The organism is Terriglobus albidus, from assembly GCF_008000815.1.
Taxonomy (GTDB): Bacteria; Acidobacteriota; Terriglobia; order Terriglobales; family Acidobacteriaceae; genus Terriglobus; species Terriglobus albidus_A.
In genome coordinates, this window is the sequence record NZ_CP042806.1 from 5,522,634 (window position 1) to 5,538,627 (window position 15,994).

Consider the following 15,994-nt stretch of genomic DNA (forward strand, 5'->3'; position numbering starts at 1 on the left):
CGCCTTCAGCGCTTGCCCTACCCGGAGCCCACTAGGCTGGGGAAGATATGTGCCGGCCTCCGTCTCTATCGATTCAGCCTCGCCGCGGCTCCATCCACCAGCGCCTGCAACAGTTCATGCACATCAGCACACCGCGCGAGGTTTGCGCTCTGGCCTGCCCATAGAGCCAGCAGCTCGGCATTACCGGCTTTCTGCGCAGGGATTGCGAGATTGCGCATCAGGCTTCGCTGCAGTGGATAGGGCAGAATCTCCGTTCCCGGACGATTCATCTGATCCATCAACTCGTTCCGGATACCGCGAGCGAGTCTTCCGGTAAATCCTCTGGTCAATCCCGTACGCGTGGCTCTTCCACTGCAGATGGCTTCACGATGCACCGGATGCGCGCCGGACTCCTCGCAGGCCAGAAACACGGTCCCCATCTGCACACCCTCCGCACCGAGCGCGAAGGCAGCAGCAATGCCGCGTGCATCGGCGATGCCACCAGCAGCAACGACCGGAATACTCACCGCATCGACTGTCTGCGGCACCAGCGACATCGTACCGGTCAACGAATCCTCTGAGGAACGCAGGAACGAGCCGCGATGTCCGCCTGCCTCAAAGCCGGAGGCTATCACAATATCCACGCCTGCATGCTCCAGAGCGATGGCCTCATCCACCGTCGTCGCCGTGCCCATCATCACGATCTTCTGCCGGCGGGCCTCGTCGAGAATCTCCCGGGGTGGAATGCCATAGATAAAGGAGAAGACCGGGACCTTCGCATCCAGCACGACACGCGCCTGGTCTTCAAACCGTATCGGCCTGTACGGAGTAAACACAGGCGCAGGTCCGCCGAGACGCTCGATATGAGGCGCAATCGCCGAGGCTGCCCGCTGGAATTCAACTTCCCCAGACGTACGTGCGCCTTCATCCTCCATCGAGATCCAGAGGTTCATCGCGAATGGCTTCGATGTCAGAGAGCGAATCTCCGCGATCACATCCCTGATCGCCTCAGGCTCCATGCCGTGCGCACCGAACCCACCAAGCCCGCCGAAGTTCGAGACACCGGCGGTGAGCCGTTGCGATGAGAATCCGCCGAGCGGTCCCTGAACGATTGGATACGCCACGCCCAACACACTGAAGACACGAGTCTGATTCCACAGCCCGGACACAATGCACCTCGCAACAAGAGGAGGCGGATGAACCGCCTCCTCTTCCCTTATGCCTTTACTTCGAACAGGACTTCGACCACTACCGGAACTCCGAGCGGAAGACTGGCCACACCAAGCACCATTCGTACCGGCAGCTTGTCTTCGCCGAAGACATCGCGTAACAACTCCGAGGCCGCATCAGCCACCTTCGCGTGTGCGGCGAACTCTCCCTCCGTGGCCAAATAGACCGTCAGCTTCACGACCCGGGTTACCTGATCGAGCGAGCCCAGGTGATCTCTCGCCGCAGAGAGTACATTCACTGCGGCGATGCGTGCCGCCTCACGGCCCTGCTCCACTTCGAGCTCCTTACCCAAGCGGCCGACAAACCTGGGCTGACCGGCAACGACCGGAAGCACACCGCTAAGGTAGAGCAGGTTGCCGGTCTGGACGCTTTCGGCATACGCGCCAATCGGCCTGGGAGCAGGCGGAAGCTCGATGCCGAGCTCCGCAAGCCGGCGTTCTGCGGTCGTCGGCTGCGGGCTAGCTGGCTGCGGGTTGGCTTTCTGTGGGTTCTGGGGGCTCACCATTTGCTTGCGTGCGCACCGCCGTCCACGTGCAGCACCTCCCCGGTTACGTTACGCGCTTCAGTCAGATAAACCACCGCGTCCACGATGTCACTCACGTCAGAGATGGTGCCCATCGGCGACAGCGTCTTCAGGAACTCCTTCGGGCTGTCTTTATGCAGCGGAGTATCCACCGGCCCCGGCGCAACCGCGTTGAAGCGGATGTGCTGTTTCGCGTACTCACTTGCCAGGCTGCGAACCACCGCCTCCAGACCGCCCTTGGTGATCATGGGCACCGAAGCCGTAACACCAGCAACCGGATTCGCTACCAGCGAGGTTGTGATGTTGACCACGCTTCCGCTCGACTGCTGCGCGAGCATCTGTTTCACCGCGCCCTGTGTCACGTAGAGGAAGCCTTCAAGGTTGGTGTTCGAAAGCGCCTCGAAGTCCTCGGCCGTGTAGTCGGTGAAGGCCTTGGTAAAGAAGATACCTGCATTGTTCACCAGCGCATCAATCGCTCCGAACTTCTTGATTGCCGTTTCGACCACCTTCGTGGCCACAGCACTGTCGCCAATGTTGCCGTCTACCAGCGCAAGCTGAGCGGACTCAGTAAAGGCGCCGGACTTCGTAACATTGCGTGAGTTGGCGACCACGTTATAGCCACGATCGAGGAACGCCTGCACCACGCCTGCGCCAATACCCTGCGACGCTCCCGTAACGATGATTGTCTTCTGCTTGCTTCCCATTTTTCCTGCCTCCTGGCGGCTTCCCGTTCTGCCGCCGTACATAACAGCAGATTCCGACGCACCTGATATCGATGCGTCGTAAATTTCGATCAAATGATCGGCAATACCTATCGTTCTAAATATTTCATCTTCTGGCGGATCGCCGGTAGTTCCTCGTCGAGCAGCTCAAGAAACAACTTGAGCGGGACAGAAGGCTCCTGCTTCCGCCACATGGCAACAATGTCGACGCGCACCTCATCCGGTTGCAGCCGGTAGAAGGCGACGTTGTCGGCGCGCAGATTGTGGGCCGAAGCCGAGACGATCGCCACGCCTTCCTCTGCCTCCACGGTCGACAGCACCGAGTGCATATTGTTCAACTCGTTATGCAGCCGCGGTGAGAAGCCGTTGTCGTTGCAGACGCGGATGATGGTGTCGAAGACCTCCGGAGAGCTGGCACGCTGAAAGGTGACGATGCGCTCACCTGCCAGGTCCGCGATGCGAATACGCTTTGCCTTGACCTTGCGGCCTTTCGGGAGTGCTACCACCAGCGGCTCGCGGAAGAGCAGACGAGACTCGTAAGACGCACTTCGATCGGCCGAAGGAGGACGCGTGAATCCGATATCGATCTCGCCTCGGTCGAATGCGAGATCCTGCCCGCTGGGCACGTTCTCTTCAAGCCGCAATACCACCCCGGGATGCCGCGCCTTGTATTTGCGTAACAGGTCCGGAAGAAACTGGCAGGTGGCAAATCCCATAAAACCAATGCCCAGCCTGCCTGTCTCTCCACGGGCCGCACGCTGGGCCGTGGCAATTGCCCGCTCCGCCTGAGCCAGTGTCTTCAGCGCCTCGTCATAGAAGACCTGTCCCTCCGGAGTAAGCCGCGCAACGCGCCCCTCACGCGAAAAGAGCTTAATGCCCAGCTCGCTTTCAAGATCGGACACGGCCTGGCTGATGGAGGGCTGTGCTACATAAAGATGCCGTGACGCCTCGCGGTATCCCTTCCACTGGACCACCGCCGTGAAGTAACGGAGATGCCGCAATTCCATCTGATAGCCGCTCCCTATCGGTTGTTATAAAGATACGGCTGGTAGTGATCGGCAGTCTCATACGCTGGGTGGGAGCAGCGGGCTGAAGCCCGCTGATTAGGCCATCAAAACAATGGGCTTTAGCCCTGGGCCTTCTCTGCGAATCAGAAAAAGCCCAGGGCTAAAGCCCGCTTCTTTGTTGAACCGGTAACCGTGGGCTGAAGCCCACGGCTCCCACCCGGTCCCATTCCAGCCTGGGGGATCGAACCGATAACCCGGAATCGATGCCTGGGACGATGGAGGCCGGGCCTATGTCCCCGAGGGACACCACCCCAATGAACAAGTTCATTGGGGCCCCGGCCTTCAGCGCTTATATCGCCCGGGTGCCCCACCCTCGGGGTCCCCAGAGAACTTGTTCTCTGGGGTGAACGCTCGCGACGTCAGGGTGGGTTCGGAATGCCCGGACATCCGCATGGGTTATTCCAAATCTATCTACACACCTTGTTTCTGTTTCATCTCTGCGCTTTCTTTACGAAACGCCGCCTCTCCTGCATCCGACACCTGCACCCACTTCTCATTTGGCGTCGACTCGGCAGCATACGTATCGTGCCAGTTCCACCACTTATATGTCTGAGTCTGCGGATATCCTTCGGGTGAATCCTCCCACACCTCCTGCCGGCCGAGCGGTGTGATGTCGAGATAGCTCCACACTGTTCCCATCGCCTCATCACCGCGGTTGTTGATGTAGTAGGTGCGGAAGATCTTCTCGCCGTCGCGGATGAAGACGTTATGGCCGTGCCACTCATCGACACCGAAGTCTTTATCGAAGCTGTCGGTGATGGTGTACCAGGGCATCTCCCATTCCATGCGCTTCTTCAGGCGGGCAATATCTTCCTGTCCCGCCCGCGACGCGTAGACGAGCGTTGTGTCGCGCGCATTGAGATGCGCCAGATGGCCAACCTGATCGGCGCCCAGCGAGCAGCCGCGGCAGGCATGTTCGGGCCAGCCGAAGACTCCCGGTTCGTAGAAGGCGCGATAGACAATCAACTGCCTGCGACCCTCGAAGAGATCGAGCAGGCTCACCTTACCCTGCGGGCCTTCAAAGGTGTAGGTCTTCTCGACAGGCATCCACGGCATCCGCCGGCGCTGGGCGGCCAGCGCATCCCGCGAACGGGTAAATTCCTTTTCCTTCACCAGGAGCTGCCGCCAGGCAGCCTCCCACTCCTGCTGGGACACGGTTGGAGGTGTCTTCATCCCGCGCAGCTCAGTCTCCCCGCTGCCGGTTGTCTGCGTTTTCACTGCGGTCGTCATCTGTATGTCTCCTTCGTTGCTTTCGTTGCGATCCTTGGAATGATCTTGATGGAAAGCGTGCCCAGGCTGAGAGTGACAAGTCTGACGTGATTCCGGCTCACGCTCATATCCGCGATACAGCTTCTTTTCTTTGTCATTTCGTAGCGGAGCGGAGAAATCTGCTTTTCTACTCGTTACTTTTGCCCGGGTCTCCCCCTGGGCCTGGAGAACTCAATTTGACATATTCCCATATCGGAATATACCGTTCTCCTCATGGCAAGAGCGAGCACAACCTCGGATGCATTCAACGCAATCGCTGAACCCCGTCGGCGCGAGATTTTGAGTTATCTCGCCGGAATCGAACGGCCGGTGGGCGAGATTGCGGAGTCGCTCGGTCTGGAGCAGCCCTCGGTCTCGAAGCACCTGCGTGTGCTGAAGGATGTCGGACTGGTCCGGATGCGTTGCCAGGGCCGCCAAAAGCTGTACCGCACCAACGCCGAAGCAATCCGGCCGTTACACCAGTGGGCCGCAACCTTCGAGCGCTACTGGCAGCACCAGTTGACGCGCGTGAAGGCACGCGCCGAAGCGATGGCTCGCCAGGGATCACCGCAATTGGATTCCGCGAAATCTAAGGAGAAATAGAGATCATGATGCCCACCGAACAGGCTCTCGAAAATCTGTCAGTCACCATCAATCAGGAGATTCACGTCGAGGCTCCGATCGATGTCACCTTTGCAGCGCTGCTGGAGCAGCTCGGCCCCGGCAACGAGACTCCCGACGGCAAGTCTCTCAACATGAAGATCGAACCATGGCCCGGCGGACGCTGGTACCGCGACCTGGGCGACAACAACGGACACTTCTGGGCCAACGTGCAGGCCATCAAGCGGCCTTCCCTGCTTGAGTTTGCCGGCCCCCTCTTCGCATCGTTCCCCATGGTTTCGAACGTGCAGTATCGTTTGAGCGAAGTCGACGGCGGAACCCTGATCGCCTTCCGGCACAGCGCGCTCGGCTTCATCCCTGACGAAGTGAAGGCGGGGATGGATAAGGGCTGGGCCGGGATGCATGAAGGCGTTCGCAAACTGGCTGAGGCCGCCGCGAGCAAATAGCAGCGCTCTCATCCGAATTCACCGTATCGCTACAGACTGAAAGGAAAACACCATGTCGATGGCGGAATACCTACTCGCAGAGTTTGAATCGCAGGCGCCGGTCACGCGGAAGTTCCTCGAGCGCCTTCCCGAAGATAAGCTCACCTGGAAGCCTCATAACAAATCGATGACCGCCGGCCAACTGGCTTATCATCTCGCCTTCGTTCCCGGTGGAGTTGTCCAGGGCGCGCAGAAAGACCAGATCCCGCCGCCGGGCTTCCAGTTCCCCCAACCCGCAAGTGTGCAGGAGATCCTCGAGGCCTTCGACAAGAGCATCGCCACCGTGCGCGAGGTTCTGCCGAGTTTCGATGATGCGACGATGAATGCAACCTGGCGCATCGTTGACGGCGACAAGGAGATCGCCGCCATGCCCCGCGCCGCCTTCCTGCGCAACATCATGCTCAACCACTGGTACCAGCACCGCGGCCAGTTCTGCGTCTACCTGCGTCTGCTCGACGTTCCTGTCCCCTCAAGCTGGGGCCCCAGCGCCGACGAACGCTCCGCACTTCAGCCTGAACTGCAGACGGCTTAAATCCTGGGCTTCGGCAGTGATTCGGAATGGACCTCGAATCACTGCCGCGCAGGCCTAGTTGCCGTTACCAGTGTTGCGGTTAGTTCTCTGTCAAATCGCCAATGTGGTCAACGATGGGGATATTCAGCATCGCTTTCTGGGGAGTAAGTTTCACTCCAAGCTGATTTTTGAGGGCTGATTCCAACGGCTCGCTGGAACTGTTTGCGTCTTCTCCCCCGGCACTCAGACGGGCCTTTGCATACTCCATTCCAAAGTCAATCGCATTGGAAAGGCCGCTTCCGTCCACAACGATGCGCCCAAGGCCGCCGACATTGGAGAGGAAAGCGCATAGCTGTTGCATGGTTGTATCGCGAGCAGCAACAAACACGCTTCCTCCCGGCCTATCTAGGGCAAAATACACATTGCATGGCAGCCAATCGAGAACGGTAATCGCCTCACCGGATTTCGGAGGCGCGCCTTCAACCGCGCAGGATTGGTGAAGATGGAGTCGGGGTCCCGGATGATCGGGCCGGATGAGGGTTAATACAAAGACTGGTTTCTCCTGCTTTTCAAAATGCATGGCCAGGTGAAACCTCTCTGCCAGCAGAGACTTCATCATCTCCCGGACTTGATCTTTGGTGGGGCTCCCTGGAACCCGTGCCCGGACGTTGTAGCTCTGAGTACTGGCCCATTTGGGCAGGTTCGTCAGCATCGAATTCTGCAGATCCAGCTTGTAGGCAAAAGCAATCAACGTACTCAAAGAAGCATCAGCAGCAAAGAACTCTTTCCCTGCGACAAAACTGTCATCGGAATCGAGTGAATAATCGGAAGTGAATCTCCACTTCTCATTCGGTCTTACGGACGCGACTTCGAAGCTCAGCTTTGTTGTCGAAGGTTCCGTCTGCGCCAAGCTTCGACCAGGAAATGCAAATGTCAATGTCAGGACGAGCGCCAAACTCCACATACCGATACGCTGCATACCAGTCTCCGATTTCCAGCTTCTTATCAGGCGAGTCTGCATTTGAGACGTGTTAGTCGAGGAATCGAAAGCACAGGGGCCCCCTCCTGAAATGCGCTGCTATGCCTCGCTTTCCTGCCCGACATCACGCTCTATAAAAAAACTGCGACGATAGCAGTACGATCATAATCCTATAAGTGATACTCGAACTCTCGACCTCCTAAAGGACTTTGTATGAAACTCACTGGTCGCACCATTCTCATCACCGGAGGTTCTGCCGGTATTGGGCTGGCCTTCGCTCTCAAGTTCTTAGAACTTGGCAATCAGGTCATCGTCACCGGCCGGCGCCAGTCGGTGCTTGACGAGGTAAAAGCGAAGTACCCAAACCTTCACACCATTCAAAGCGACGTCGCCGACCCGGCCCAGATTGCCGCGCTCGGATCACGCATCAAGAAGGACTTTCCCAGGCTCGACGTATTGATGAATAACGCCGGCATCTTCCTGCCCAGGAACCTCAAGGCTCCGACATCGGACCTCGATGGCTTGATGACGGAAGTGAACATTAATGTCGGTGGAGTGATTCGGACGACCTCGGCGCTTATTGACGTCCTGACGGCGAATAAGGGTACGGTCATCAACGTATCCTCCGGTCTGGCCTTCGTGCCGTTGCCCGCTGCGCCAATCTACTGTGCCACCAAGGCGGCTATCCACTCGTATACGATCTCGCTTCGGTTTCAATTGGAAGCGACCGGCGTGGAGGTTATCGAACTCATGCCGCCTGCCGTGAAAACAGATATGACGACAGAGCTTGTGGAGGGCGGTGCAAGTGCGATAACCACCGACGACCTGGTGAAGCAGTCCTTTTCGGCCCTGCGGTCTGGTTCCCTTGAGATTCATCCGGGACAGTCCAGAATGCTGGCGCTCCTGAGCCGCCTTGCCCCTAGTTTCATTAACAGGCAACTCTGGAAGGCGTCGAAGCCTCTCGTGCCGGCCAGGGCGTCGTGACTCCGTGGCGCGCTTGCGTCACACTCCAGGTCTTCTCTTACGTTCGTAATATGAACAGTAGGGACAGTGAAGAGAATGAGATACGAAAAGGGACACAAAGATGCCACGCGCGATCGCATCCTGGACGTTGCTGCACGCCGATTCCGCCAACAGGGTATCGCGGCATCAGGCGTTGCGGGCATCATGTCCGATGCCGGTCTGACAAATGGGGCCTTTTTTGCCCATTTCGCGTCCAAGAACGACCTGATCGCGAAGAGCCTCGAACGGACCACCGACGAACAGTGGCAGCAGTTCGAGAAAGCTCTGGAGGCGGGACGCCTGATGGAGATCGTACATGCTTATCTGTCCGAGGGACATCGGGATCATGCCGATGCCGGGTGTCCTTCGGCTGCGCTTCTTCCTGAAATCTCGCGCCAGGATCGTGCCACACGACGCAGCTACACTGCTTCGGTGAAAAGACTGTTGAGCTCAGTGGAGAAGCAATTACCCAGTATTCCGAAGGGGCCAAAGGGGCGCGAAATCGCCATCGGCCTCTTCGGCCTGCTCGTTGGCACGATCCAACTCTCCCGGGCCGTGGATGACCCTTCCCTTTCAAAAGCAATTTTGACCGCCGGCGCGCGTGTGGCCACCATGCTGATCGAATCATCCTTGCAAGCTGCAAAGACTTAATGAATGACCTTGCGGAATCTAGAGCATTTTCCCTGTACTTGCGGCTCGCTCAACAGTAAAAGTATTCTGGGTCCCCGCTCTGGAAGGGTGACTATGCCGAAAATTGTCTGTGGCTTCGCAGCACTGTTGTTTGGATGTGGGATCGTGAATGCGCAAACAGCACCGGCTGCGGCATCAACCCCTGCAACGACCCAGAACCCGTTGGCGAGGGCCGGTATATTTCCGTACGACCAGATGGCGGTAAGGAAAACTGCCAACGGAACTGAAAGCCGAAACGCCTTCACGGGAACCCTGGCTACAGGAGAAACGGTGGCCGTGCATGAATCCATGCAACCAGCGGGGACGGCGCCGGTGGAGCTTCACAGAATCGGCCATTCCGAGCTGATCGTAGTGCAGGAAGGCACCGTGGCATTCGAGCATGACGGCAAAGAGGAGCGGGTAGGGCCTGGCGGTTTAGTGTACGTCGCCCTGGGAACCGTTCACAGAATTAAGAACGTTGGCGATGTGCCTGCCAAATATGTGGTCATTGCGATCGGTGGCGACGCGAAGAAGTAGCGGCTGGAGCTTTTTCCCTGTAGGTGTAGTGCAGGGCTTCCGCATCTATGGGCGTTTTCCGCAATGAAAACGCCGCTGCAGAGCCTTTCCGGGCTAAGGGTTGCAGTCTTCTGGGCAACACAAGTCGGGTGAGCCGGCGAGCTCACAGGCAGCTCGAACCGGGTGGGAGCCGTGGGCTTCAGCCCGCGGTTTACAGGCTCTAAAAATGAACGGGCTTTAGCCCTGGGTTCTCTTGATGGGAAGCAAAAGGCCCAGGGCTAAAGCCCGACATTTTTTGTGGCCCAAATCAGCGGGCTGAAGCCCGCTGCTCCCACCCAGTCAATCAAACAGCAACAGGCGAAAATGCTCTAGATCGCTTCCCCTTCGCCGCACGGATTTGGCCTGCGGGAATCACAGAATCGATCGTGGTCGGTCGCAGGCAACGATAACCTCGATTGCGTCATCACACAAAAAGCGTCATGTCTCCCTTGTCTCCGAAGGCCATCGAAATGCTGCGCACTGCCCTGACACAAGTGGAGGGCCAGGCGGGCTTAACTTCCGATGATCCCGCACTTCTCGAGTTCAAGCGTTCGGTCATGCTCAATGTCGCGGCCTTGGAGATCGCAGAGACGGAGGGGATCGCCTCTTCCAAAACTGCGGATGCGTCCAAAGCGAGCGATTCTCCATCCAATAACGCGGCTTAGAGCCTTCTGCATCCAATCGGGCGTTTTTCGCAATGAAAACGCCGCGGCACGCCATTTTTGGAATACCCAGCTACCTTCGCACCCGTTCTCGGAACGCTTTCCTGGATTCACTGGGCTTTCACAATCACTCCATACGCAGCGCGCGTATCGGATCGGTGTTGGATGCCATCCTGGCCGGAATCATGCTGGCGACGAAGGCGCTCAGGATCAGGGCTACGGATGCGAGCAGGAAGATCGCCGGATCATACCCGCTTACCTGATAAAGCTGCGATTGCAGATAGTGTCCGCTCATGAATGCAATCGGAGCGCCTAACAGGAGACCGGCTGCGGTTTGCAGCAGGGCTCCTCGCAGGATCATCCGCATCACCTGACCGCGGTTCGCGCCGAGAGCAATCCGCAGACCGATCTCCGGGATTCTGCGCGCGACGGCATAAGCCGTAACTCCGTAGAGACCAACCGACGCAAGCAACAGTGCCAGTCCCCCAAAGATGGCCGTCAACCGGACGACCAGTTGTCTCTGTGTAAAGGAGTTGCTGATCTGATCCTGATAGGTCGTGACACGCGTGATCGGGATCCCCGCATCGACCTGTTCGATCGAGTGACGCATGGCCATCGCCGCGGCTGCGGGGTCTCCCTCATACCGGACGATGATGTTGGTCGCAAAGTGCTTGAACTCTGCCGCTTTATTCGACTGGTCAATGATCGCCGCGGTATATGGCTCGCTATTGAAGGTCGTAGTCTGTGACATCGGGATGAAGTACATTGGCTGGGGGCCCCTCGACGGGTCGCCGTACTTGGCGTCGTCGACCACACCTACAATCTCATACTCCTGGGTCATATCTACGCCGGGACCGAAGTGCATGCCGAGCGCCGGCGCGTCCTGCAGTACCCGGCGAACAAACTCACGATTCACGATCGCCACATGCCTGCTGCCGGCGTTGTCATGTTCCGTGAATGTTCTGCCCAGCAGCAAAGGGGTGCCTATCGCGCTGAAGTATCGAGTGCTGATCAGGCTGTAGCCGGCGCTTACCGTACGCTCAGGATGCGGCCCGGCGGCGTTTACCCCCGTTGCCCATCCATTGAAGGTCATGGGGCCGTAGGTCGCATAGGCCATGTCATGCAATGCTGGAACCGACGCGAAGGTTTGTTCAAGATGACGATAGAGCCCTTCGAGCTGCGGATAGGTGTATCCGGCGGCAGGCAGATCGATGAAGGCAATCAGCCGGCCCGTTGTCTCGAAATGTAGATCCTGTTGTTCAAGGCGCTGTAGGCTGCGGAGGAACAGACCCGCCATGCTGAGCAGCGCCACCGAAAGTGCCGTTTGCAGGATCACGAGCGCTCGCTGCAGCCCTCCGGAGTTGCCGGTGGCGCGATTGGCTGCGCGCAACGCATCCGCGGGATCCGCATTCGAGGCGATGAAAGCCGGCGCGATGCCGAATAGGATGCCGGTCATCGCCGATGCGATGATGGAGAAGGCCAGCACCGGCAACGAGGGCAGCGGAGAGAGCGGCACGATCGTCACGCCGCGCATCGCCAGCGCCAGCATTCCCTTCACACCGAGATAGGCGACGCCGATTCCCATGACTCCTCCCATGAGCGCGAGGAGCATGGCCTCGATCAGCATCTCTCGCACCAGGCGCACACGCGAGGCGCCCAGGGCGGCGCGGACACTCAGCTCCTGCCTGCGGGCTACACCTCGCACCAGCATCAGGTTTGCCAGATTCGCACAGGCAATCAACAGCACGAACGCCGCGGTTAGCTGCAGCATCAGCAGGCTTGTCTCATAGCTGTCGCGCAGTTCGTTAACGCCATCGGCTGCTGGAGCAAGCTCTGTCGACTCTCGCGCGATCTCCGCAATCGTGTGACCTGAACGAACATCAGGATTGGACATCAGCCAGGCGGTCAATCCGCCGCGAACGGCGCTCTCCACCGTGGCCACATTCTTTTTCTCGGGAATGCGCAGCATGATCCGCAGCCACTGGCCGTTCGGCGCTTTGTAAAGCTTCCGCGTGGGATTGAAGATGGGTTCCTGCGCCAGCGGAATCCACACTCCCGGCGGGTCGCTCATATTCCGCTCGCCAAGAAAGTCCTTCTGCGCAATGCCGACGATCGTGACCGGATGTCCGGTCATGATTACGGTGTCTCCCACAATGCCTGGATCGCTATGGAACTTCGACTTCCAGATCGCATAGCTGATGACGGCGACAATGGGAGCTCCCTCGCGGTCGTCCTCTGCGGTCAGCATCCTTCCCGCATAGGGAGCTACCCCAAGAACCTCGAAGTAGTTGCCCGCCACATGCCGTATGTCGAGTGGCTGAGCGTCAGTATCGCCCTTGCGATGCGCACTTACCTTAGCAGCGCCCGCCTGCATAGCCGTCATCTCGGCCATGCCGCCGACACGCTCGCGCATGGTCCGGTAGATGTCGTAGGAGAAGATGCTCCAGTGGCCCTGGTCTCCGCCACCGATGCAGCACTCGCTCTCCTTCCCGACCTTATAGAGCTGTTCCGGATGCTGCACCGGTATCGCTTTGAGAATGATCTGATAGGCCAGCGTGAAGATTGCCGTCGTTGCGCCGATCCCTAAAGCCAGGGTCAACAGGGCTGTAGCCATAAACCCAGGCGAACGCCTGAGTCTCCTGATCCCATAACGCACGTCCGCAACGATGTTGATCATCATCCTCTCCACTTGAAACCGAATCAGACTCTCCAGAAAGCGACTAGCAAGGGAAAGACCATCCGTCGGCCTCAATTTAATCCCAGAAGCAGCCTGTTTGCCGATGCCTGCAAGTACAGGGAGGAATCTCCATGTGTCCACTATCGAAAACGGTGTCCGCTAGTGAACACCGGGCCCGGCCCAAATGAACTGGTGAAACCCGACGGCTAGACGTAGAATGGCGCGGCATGAAACAAAGCGCTCCCAAATCGGTGGACGAGTACATCGCCGCGCAGCCCGAGGCGGTTCGGCCGAAGCTTGAACAGGTACGCAGTGCGATCCGGACGACGGTGCCGGAGGCTATGGAGGGCATAGGGTATGGCATGCCCGGATACAAGCTACATGGGAAGGCGATGCTGTATTTCGCCGGCTTCAAAGGGCACTACTCCCTGTTCGCAGCGTCAGGAACCTTCTTCGCGGTAATCGGAGATGAGCTTAAAGGCTATGAACTGCGAAAAGGGACGATTCATTTCCCTCTCGACCAGCCGGTTCCGGTAAAACTCATCCGCCGGATTGCAAAGCTGCGTGCGGATGGAATCGCCGCCACGATCAAGAAAACGCCGGCGGAGGGGAAAAAGCGCAAACCGGCATCTGTCAGGAGTTGAGGGTCTGTTTGGCAGGCGCTAGTGCGAGAAGCGCTACACCTATAAGGATAAGAACAGCCACACCGATCAGTTCACCACGCGCGACCATGTGACGCATTGCCTGAGTCCCCATCAACGCAGCATGGGCCAGGCTCGACCAGGCGGTGAACGCGATCAGGCTGCGATGCGCAGAGGGATTGCGAGCAGCAATCAGAAGGAAGATCCCAAGGGTGACGTAGAGGGACAGCATCATGGAGAGCGCCGGCTCCTCCCGCACAAAGAGCACCATGGGATAGGCCAGCGCCACAAAAATTATTCCGACCACGACCAGCACAACCTTGAGCGCTTTCATACCTGTCAGTTGCCGCGTGCCGCGGCTTCCAACGCGGGGATATCCAGTTTAATCATCCCCATCATTGCCTCCATGGCTTTGGGGTGATTGATCAACTCGCCGATATGGCTCGGAACGATCTGCCAACACAGCCCGAAACGGTCTGTCAGCCAGCCGCATGCCATGGTCTTCCCGCCGCCTTCCAGCAACTTATCCCAGTAGGCATCGATCTCCGCCTGGGTCTCGCAGCGGACAAAGAACGAGATCGCGGGCGTGAGTTGATGCGCGGGACCGCCGTTCAGAAAGACCATCTCCTGCCCTTCGAGCTCGATGGTGATGGTGGCGGTCTTCCCCTCGGGCCAGGGGCCTACTCCTTTCGAACGCACCTCGTCGATCTTGCGCGCGTGGGGGAAGACACTCAGATAAAACGCGGCTGCTTCTTCAGCGTTGTCATTGAACCAGAGGAAAGGCGCAACTTTGTTCATGGCAGGCATATTAGAGCATTTTCCCTGTTGCTGGGTATCCCGGAAGGGAGTGCAGCGGCGGTTCCTCGCGGAAAACGCCCATAGATACGGTAGCCCTACACTACACCTACAGAGAGAATGCTCTGGCCTGACAGCGTCGATTGAACCGTAATATTCCGTCAGCCTGGACGGTGAGCGGAGTTGCCGTTTGCGTCGGCTGCGGCCGCGACAAGGGATCAATCAAAAGGCTCAGGTTTTCAAGGATATTGTGCCAATGACGAGCATCGCGATTCCCTTTGTTCAATCGGGTTCTTATCCAACACGCTCCGGGAATTTGGTACGGCCGTTGATTGACGGGGAACCTGCATTTCGGCGCATTTGCGAAGTGATGGAGACAGCCCGACGGAGCATCTGGGTAACGGTGACTTTCATGTGGCAAGCCTGCGAGATGCCGGACGGCCGCGGAACCCCATTCGATGTCCTTGATCGTGCGGCGGCCCAAGGCATCGATGTGCGGATCATCTTCTGGCGTCCGGATGAGGAGACCGCGTGGCTACGGCAAAACGCGTTCTGGGGGTCGACGACGCACACCGACCTGCTCTCTCGGCGTCGATCTGGTGTGAAGATCCGCTGGGATCGGGCCGAACCAGGTTTCTGCCAACATCAGAAGAGCTGGCTTGTCGATGCCGGCGCCGCGGATGGAACGGCGTTCGTGGGCGGGATCAACCTCAATCCACATTCTATGGTTGCGCCTGGCCATCGCGGTGAAGGGCACAATCATGACGTGTACCTGGAGCTTGCAGGTCCATCCGTGGTGGACGTTCATCACAATTTTGTACAGCGCTGGAACGAAGCAAGCGAGCGATTGACCGAAGAAGGCCGCTGGGGGACAGGCAGCGAAGTAAATTTGCAGTTTCCAAATCGTGTTCCAGCAGAACGCGGCGCGGCGTTTGTGCAGATACAAAGAACGATGCATTCGGGACGTTATGCCGACGGACAAGCAACGCCGGACGGAGCACCGTACGACATTGCGTCGGGTGAGCGATCAAACTTCGAACAGTATTGTGCTGCCATCCTCGCTGCGCGCCGCTCCATCTATATTGAAAACCAGCAGATCGACGTGCCCGAAATTCTGGATTGTCTGCATCGGGCGCTTACGCGAGGCGTCGAAGTTGTTTTACTCGTACCTTCCGATCCGGAAGTCGCTGTGCAGACTCCGCTAGAGCTGCCGGCTTCTCTTAGACCTCTGGCAAAGTTCCGCATTTTCGATAACTTTATGGTGGCCGGTATTGCGGGAACAGGCGCTGACGGTCATCGAAAATCAGTCTATGTTCACTCCAAACTGATGTTAGTTGACGACGCATGGGCTACCGTCGGATCGTGCAACCTGCACCGCTTCTCACTGTTCGGAAACAGTGAAATGAATGCTGCCTTCTCAGATCCACGTACTGTTCGCACCTTCCGCTGCGAGCTCTTGCAGGAACACCTGGATCAGGACACATCCGGCGTCGATGATCGGAGCGCGCTCCGTCTATTCCGAGAGATCGCCAGGCAGAACCGTAAAAAATTAGAAGCAGGTGATTATGCCTGGCAGGGGCTGGCGTTCGAGCTTGAGTTAGCTCCCTGAACCGAAACTTCCATTCCTC

Annotated in this window: 18 protein-coding genes; 9 read left to right on the top strand and 9 right to left on the bottom strand. The window is 58.2% G+C overall.

Features of this window, described 5'->3' with window-relative positions:
- Nucleotides 1-65: 65 nt before the first annotated feature.
- The 5 genes from FTW19_RS22105 to FTW19_RS22125 form a co-directional block, all read right to left on the bottom strand.
- On the bottom strand, nt 66-1,148 hold the full coding sequence (locus FTW19_RS22105; RefSeq protein WP_246153447.1) for an NAD(P)H-dependent flavin oxidoreductase: 1,083 nt from the start codon (nt 1,146-1,148) through the stop codon (nt 66-68).
- Between the two features lie 47 nt (nt 1,149-1,195).
- Complete coding sequence (locus FTW19_RS22110; RefSeq protein WP_147649752.1) at nt 1,196-1,714, bottom strand: RidA family protein; 519 nt, start codon at nt 1,712-1,714, stop codon at nt 1,196-1,198.
- Complete coding sequence (locus tag FTW19_RS22115; protein ID WP_147649753.1) at nt 1,708-2,436, bottom strand: SDR family NAD(P)-dependent oxidoreductase; 729 nt, start codon at nt 2,434-2,436, stop codon at nt 1,708-1,710. The genes FTW19_RS22110 and FTW19_RS22115 overlap by 7 nt, the downstream gene beginning before the upstream one ends.
- Before the next feature lie 107 nt (nt 2,437-2,543).
- Nucleotides 2,544-3,461 (bottom strand): LysR substrate-binding domain-containing protein, encoded by a 918-nt coding sequence (locus FTW19_RS22120; RefSeq protein WP_147649754.1) that lies wholly within the window; start codon nt 3,459-3,461, stop codon nt 2,544-2,546.
- A 471-nt stretch (nt 3,462-3,932) separates the two neighbouring features.
- Complete coding sequence (locus FTW19_RS22125; RefSeq protein ID WP_147649755.1) at nt 3,933-4,751, bottom strand: DUF899 domain-containing protein; 819 nt, start codon at nt 4,749-4,751, stop codon at nt 3,933-3,935.
- A gap of 252 nt (nt 4,752-5,003) precedes the next feature.
- On the opposite strand from FTW19_RS22125, the gene FTW19_RS22130 reads away from it, so the two are divergent.
- From FTW19_RS22130 to FTW19_RS22140, 3 genes are read left to right on the top strand one after another with little or no spacing between them, the layout of a single operon-like run.
- Nucleotides 5,004-5,372 (top strand): ArsR/SmtB family transcription factor, encoded by a 369-nt coding sequence (locus FTW19_RS22130; protein WP_147649756.1) that lies wholly within the window; start codon nt 5,004-5,006, stop codon nt 5,370-5,372.
- A 5-nt stretch (nt 5,373-5,377) separates the two neighbouring features.
- The gene (locus FTW19_RS22135) at nt 5,378-5,836 is read left to right on the top strand and encodes an SRPBCC family protein (protein WP_147649757.1); all 459 of its coding nucleotides are present in this window, start codon (nt 5,378-5,380) and stop codon (nt 5,834-5,836) included.
- A gap of 52 nt (nt 5,837-5,888) precedes the next feature.
- Complete coding sequence (locus FTW19_RS22140; RefSeq protein WP_147649758.1) at nt 5,889-6,407, top strand: DinB family protein; 519 nt, start codon at nt 5,889-5,891, stop codon at nt 6,405-6,407.
- A gap of 79 nt (nt 6,408-6,486) precedes the next feature.
- Here FTW19_RS22140 and FTW19_RS22145 read toward each other — a convergent pair whose 3' ends face one another.
- Nucleotides 6,487-7,407: a TIGR03435 family protein gene (locus FTW19_RS22145; RefSeq protein ID WP_147649759.1), complete on the bottom strand. Its 921-nt coding sequence runs from the start codon at nt 7,405-7,407 to the stop codon at nt 6,487-6,489.
- A 171-nt stretch (nt 7,408-7,578) separates the two neighbouring features.
- Here FTW19_RS22145 and FTW19_RS22150 point away from each other — a divergent pair, with 171 nt between their 5' ends.
- The 4 genes from FTW19_RS22150 (at nt 7,579) to FTW19_RS22165 (ending at nt 10,256) form a co-directional block, all read left to right on the top strand.
- Nucleotides 7,579-8,349: an SDR family oxidoreductase gene (locus FTW19_RS22150; RefSeq protein WP_147649760.1), complete on the top strand. Its 771-nt coding sequence runs from the start codon at nt 7,579-7,581 to the stop codon at nt 8,347-8,349.
- Between the two features lie 75 nt (nt 8,350-8,424).
- Nucleotides 8,425-9,018 carry a TetR/AcrR family transcriptional regulator gene (locus FTW19_RS22155; RefSeq protein WP_147649761.1) on the top strand — a complete coding sequence of 198 codons (594 nt, stop codon included), beginning with the start codon at nt 8,425-8,427 and terminating at the stop codon, nt 9,016-9,018.
- A 93-nt stretch (nt 9,019-9,111) separates the two neighbouring features.
- Nucleotides 9,112-9,573, top strand: a complete 462-nt coding sequence (locus FTW19_RS22160) for a cupin domain-containing protein (RefSeq protein WP_147649762.1) — start codon at nt 9,112-9,114, stop codon at nt 9,571-9,573.
- A gap of 458 nt (nt 9,574-10,031) precedes the next feature.
- Nucleotides 10,032-10,256, top strand: coding sequence for a hypothetical protein (locus FTW19_RS22165; RefSeq protein ID WP_147649763.1), 225 nt, complete (start codon nt 10,032-10,034; stop codon nt 10,254-10,256).
- 124 nt (nt 10,257-10,380) lie between these two features.
- Here FTW19_RS22165 and FTW19_RS22170 read toward each other — a convergent pair whose 3' ends face one another.
- Complete coding sequence (locus FTW19_RS22170) at nt 10,381-12,933, bottom strand: ABC transporter permease (RefSeq protein WP_246153448.1); 2,553 nt, start codon at nt 12,931-12,933, stop codon at nt 10,381-10,383.
- 224 nt (nt 12,934-13,157) lie between these two features.
- On the opposite strand from FTW19_RS22170, the gene FTW19_RS22175 reads away from it, so the two are divergent.
- Nucleotides 13,158-13,574, top strand: a complete 417-nt coding sequence (locus FTW19_RS22175) for an iron chaperone (protein ID WP_147649764.1) — start codon at nt 13,158-13,160, stop codon at nt 13,572-13,574.
- Here FTW19_RS22175 and FTW19_RS22180 read toward each other — a convergent pair.
- Both FTW19_RS22180 and FTW19_RS22185 read right to left on the bottom strand, forming a co-directional pair.
- Nucleotides 13,564-13,905 (bottom strand): DUF6632 domain-containing protein, encoded by a 342-nt coding sequence (locus tag FTW19_RS22180; RefSeq protein WP_147649765.1) that lies wholly within the window; start codon nt 13,903-13,905, stop codon nt 13,564-13,566. The two genes, FTW19_RS22175 and FTW19_RS22180, sit on opposite strands and share 11 nt — an antisense overlap.
- A gap of 5 nt (nt 13,906-13,910) precedes the next feature.
- On the bottom strand, nt 13,911-14,378 hold the full coding sequence (locus FTW19_RS22185) for a VOC family protein (protein WP_348641833.1): 468 nt from the start codon (nt 14,376-14,378) through the stop codon (nt 13,911-13,913).
- A 244-nt stretch (nt 14,379-14,622) separates the two neighbouring features.
- On the opposite strand from FTW19_RS22185, the gene FTW19_RS22190 reads away from it, so the two are divergent.
- Complete coding sequence (locus FTW19_RS22190; RefSeq protein WP_147649766.1) at nt 14,623-15,975, top strand: phospholipase D-like domain-containing protein; 1,353 nt, start codon at nt 14,623-14,625, stop codon at nt 15,973-15,975.
- The last annotated feature ends 19 nt before the right edge of the window (nt 15,976-15,994 follow it).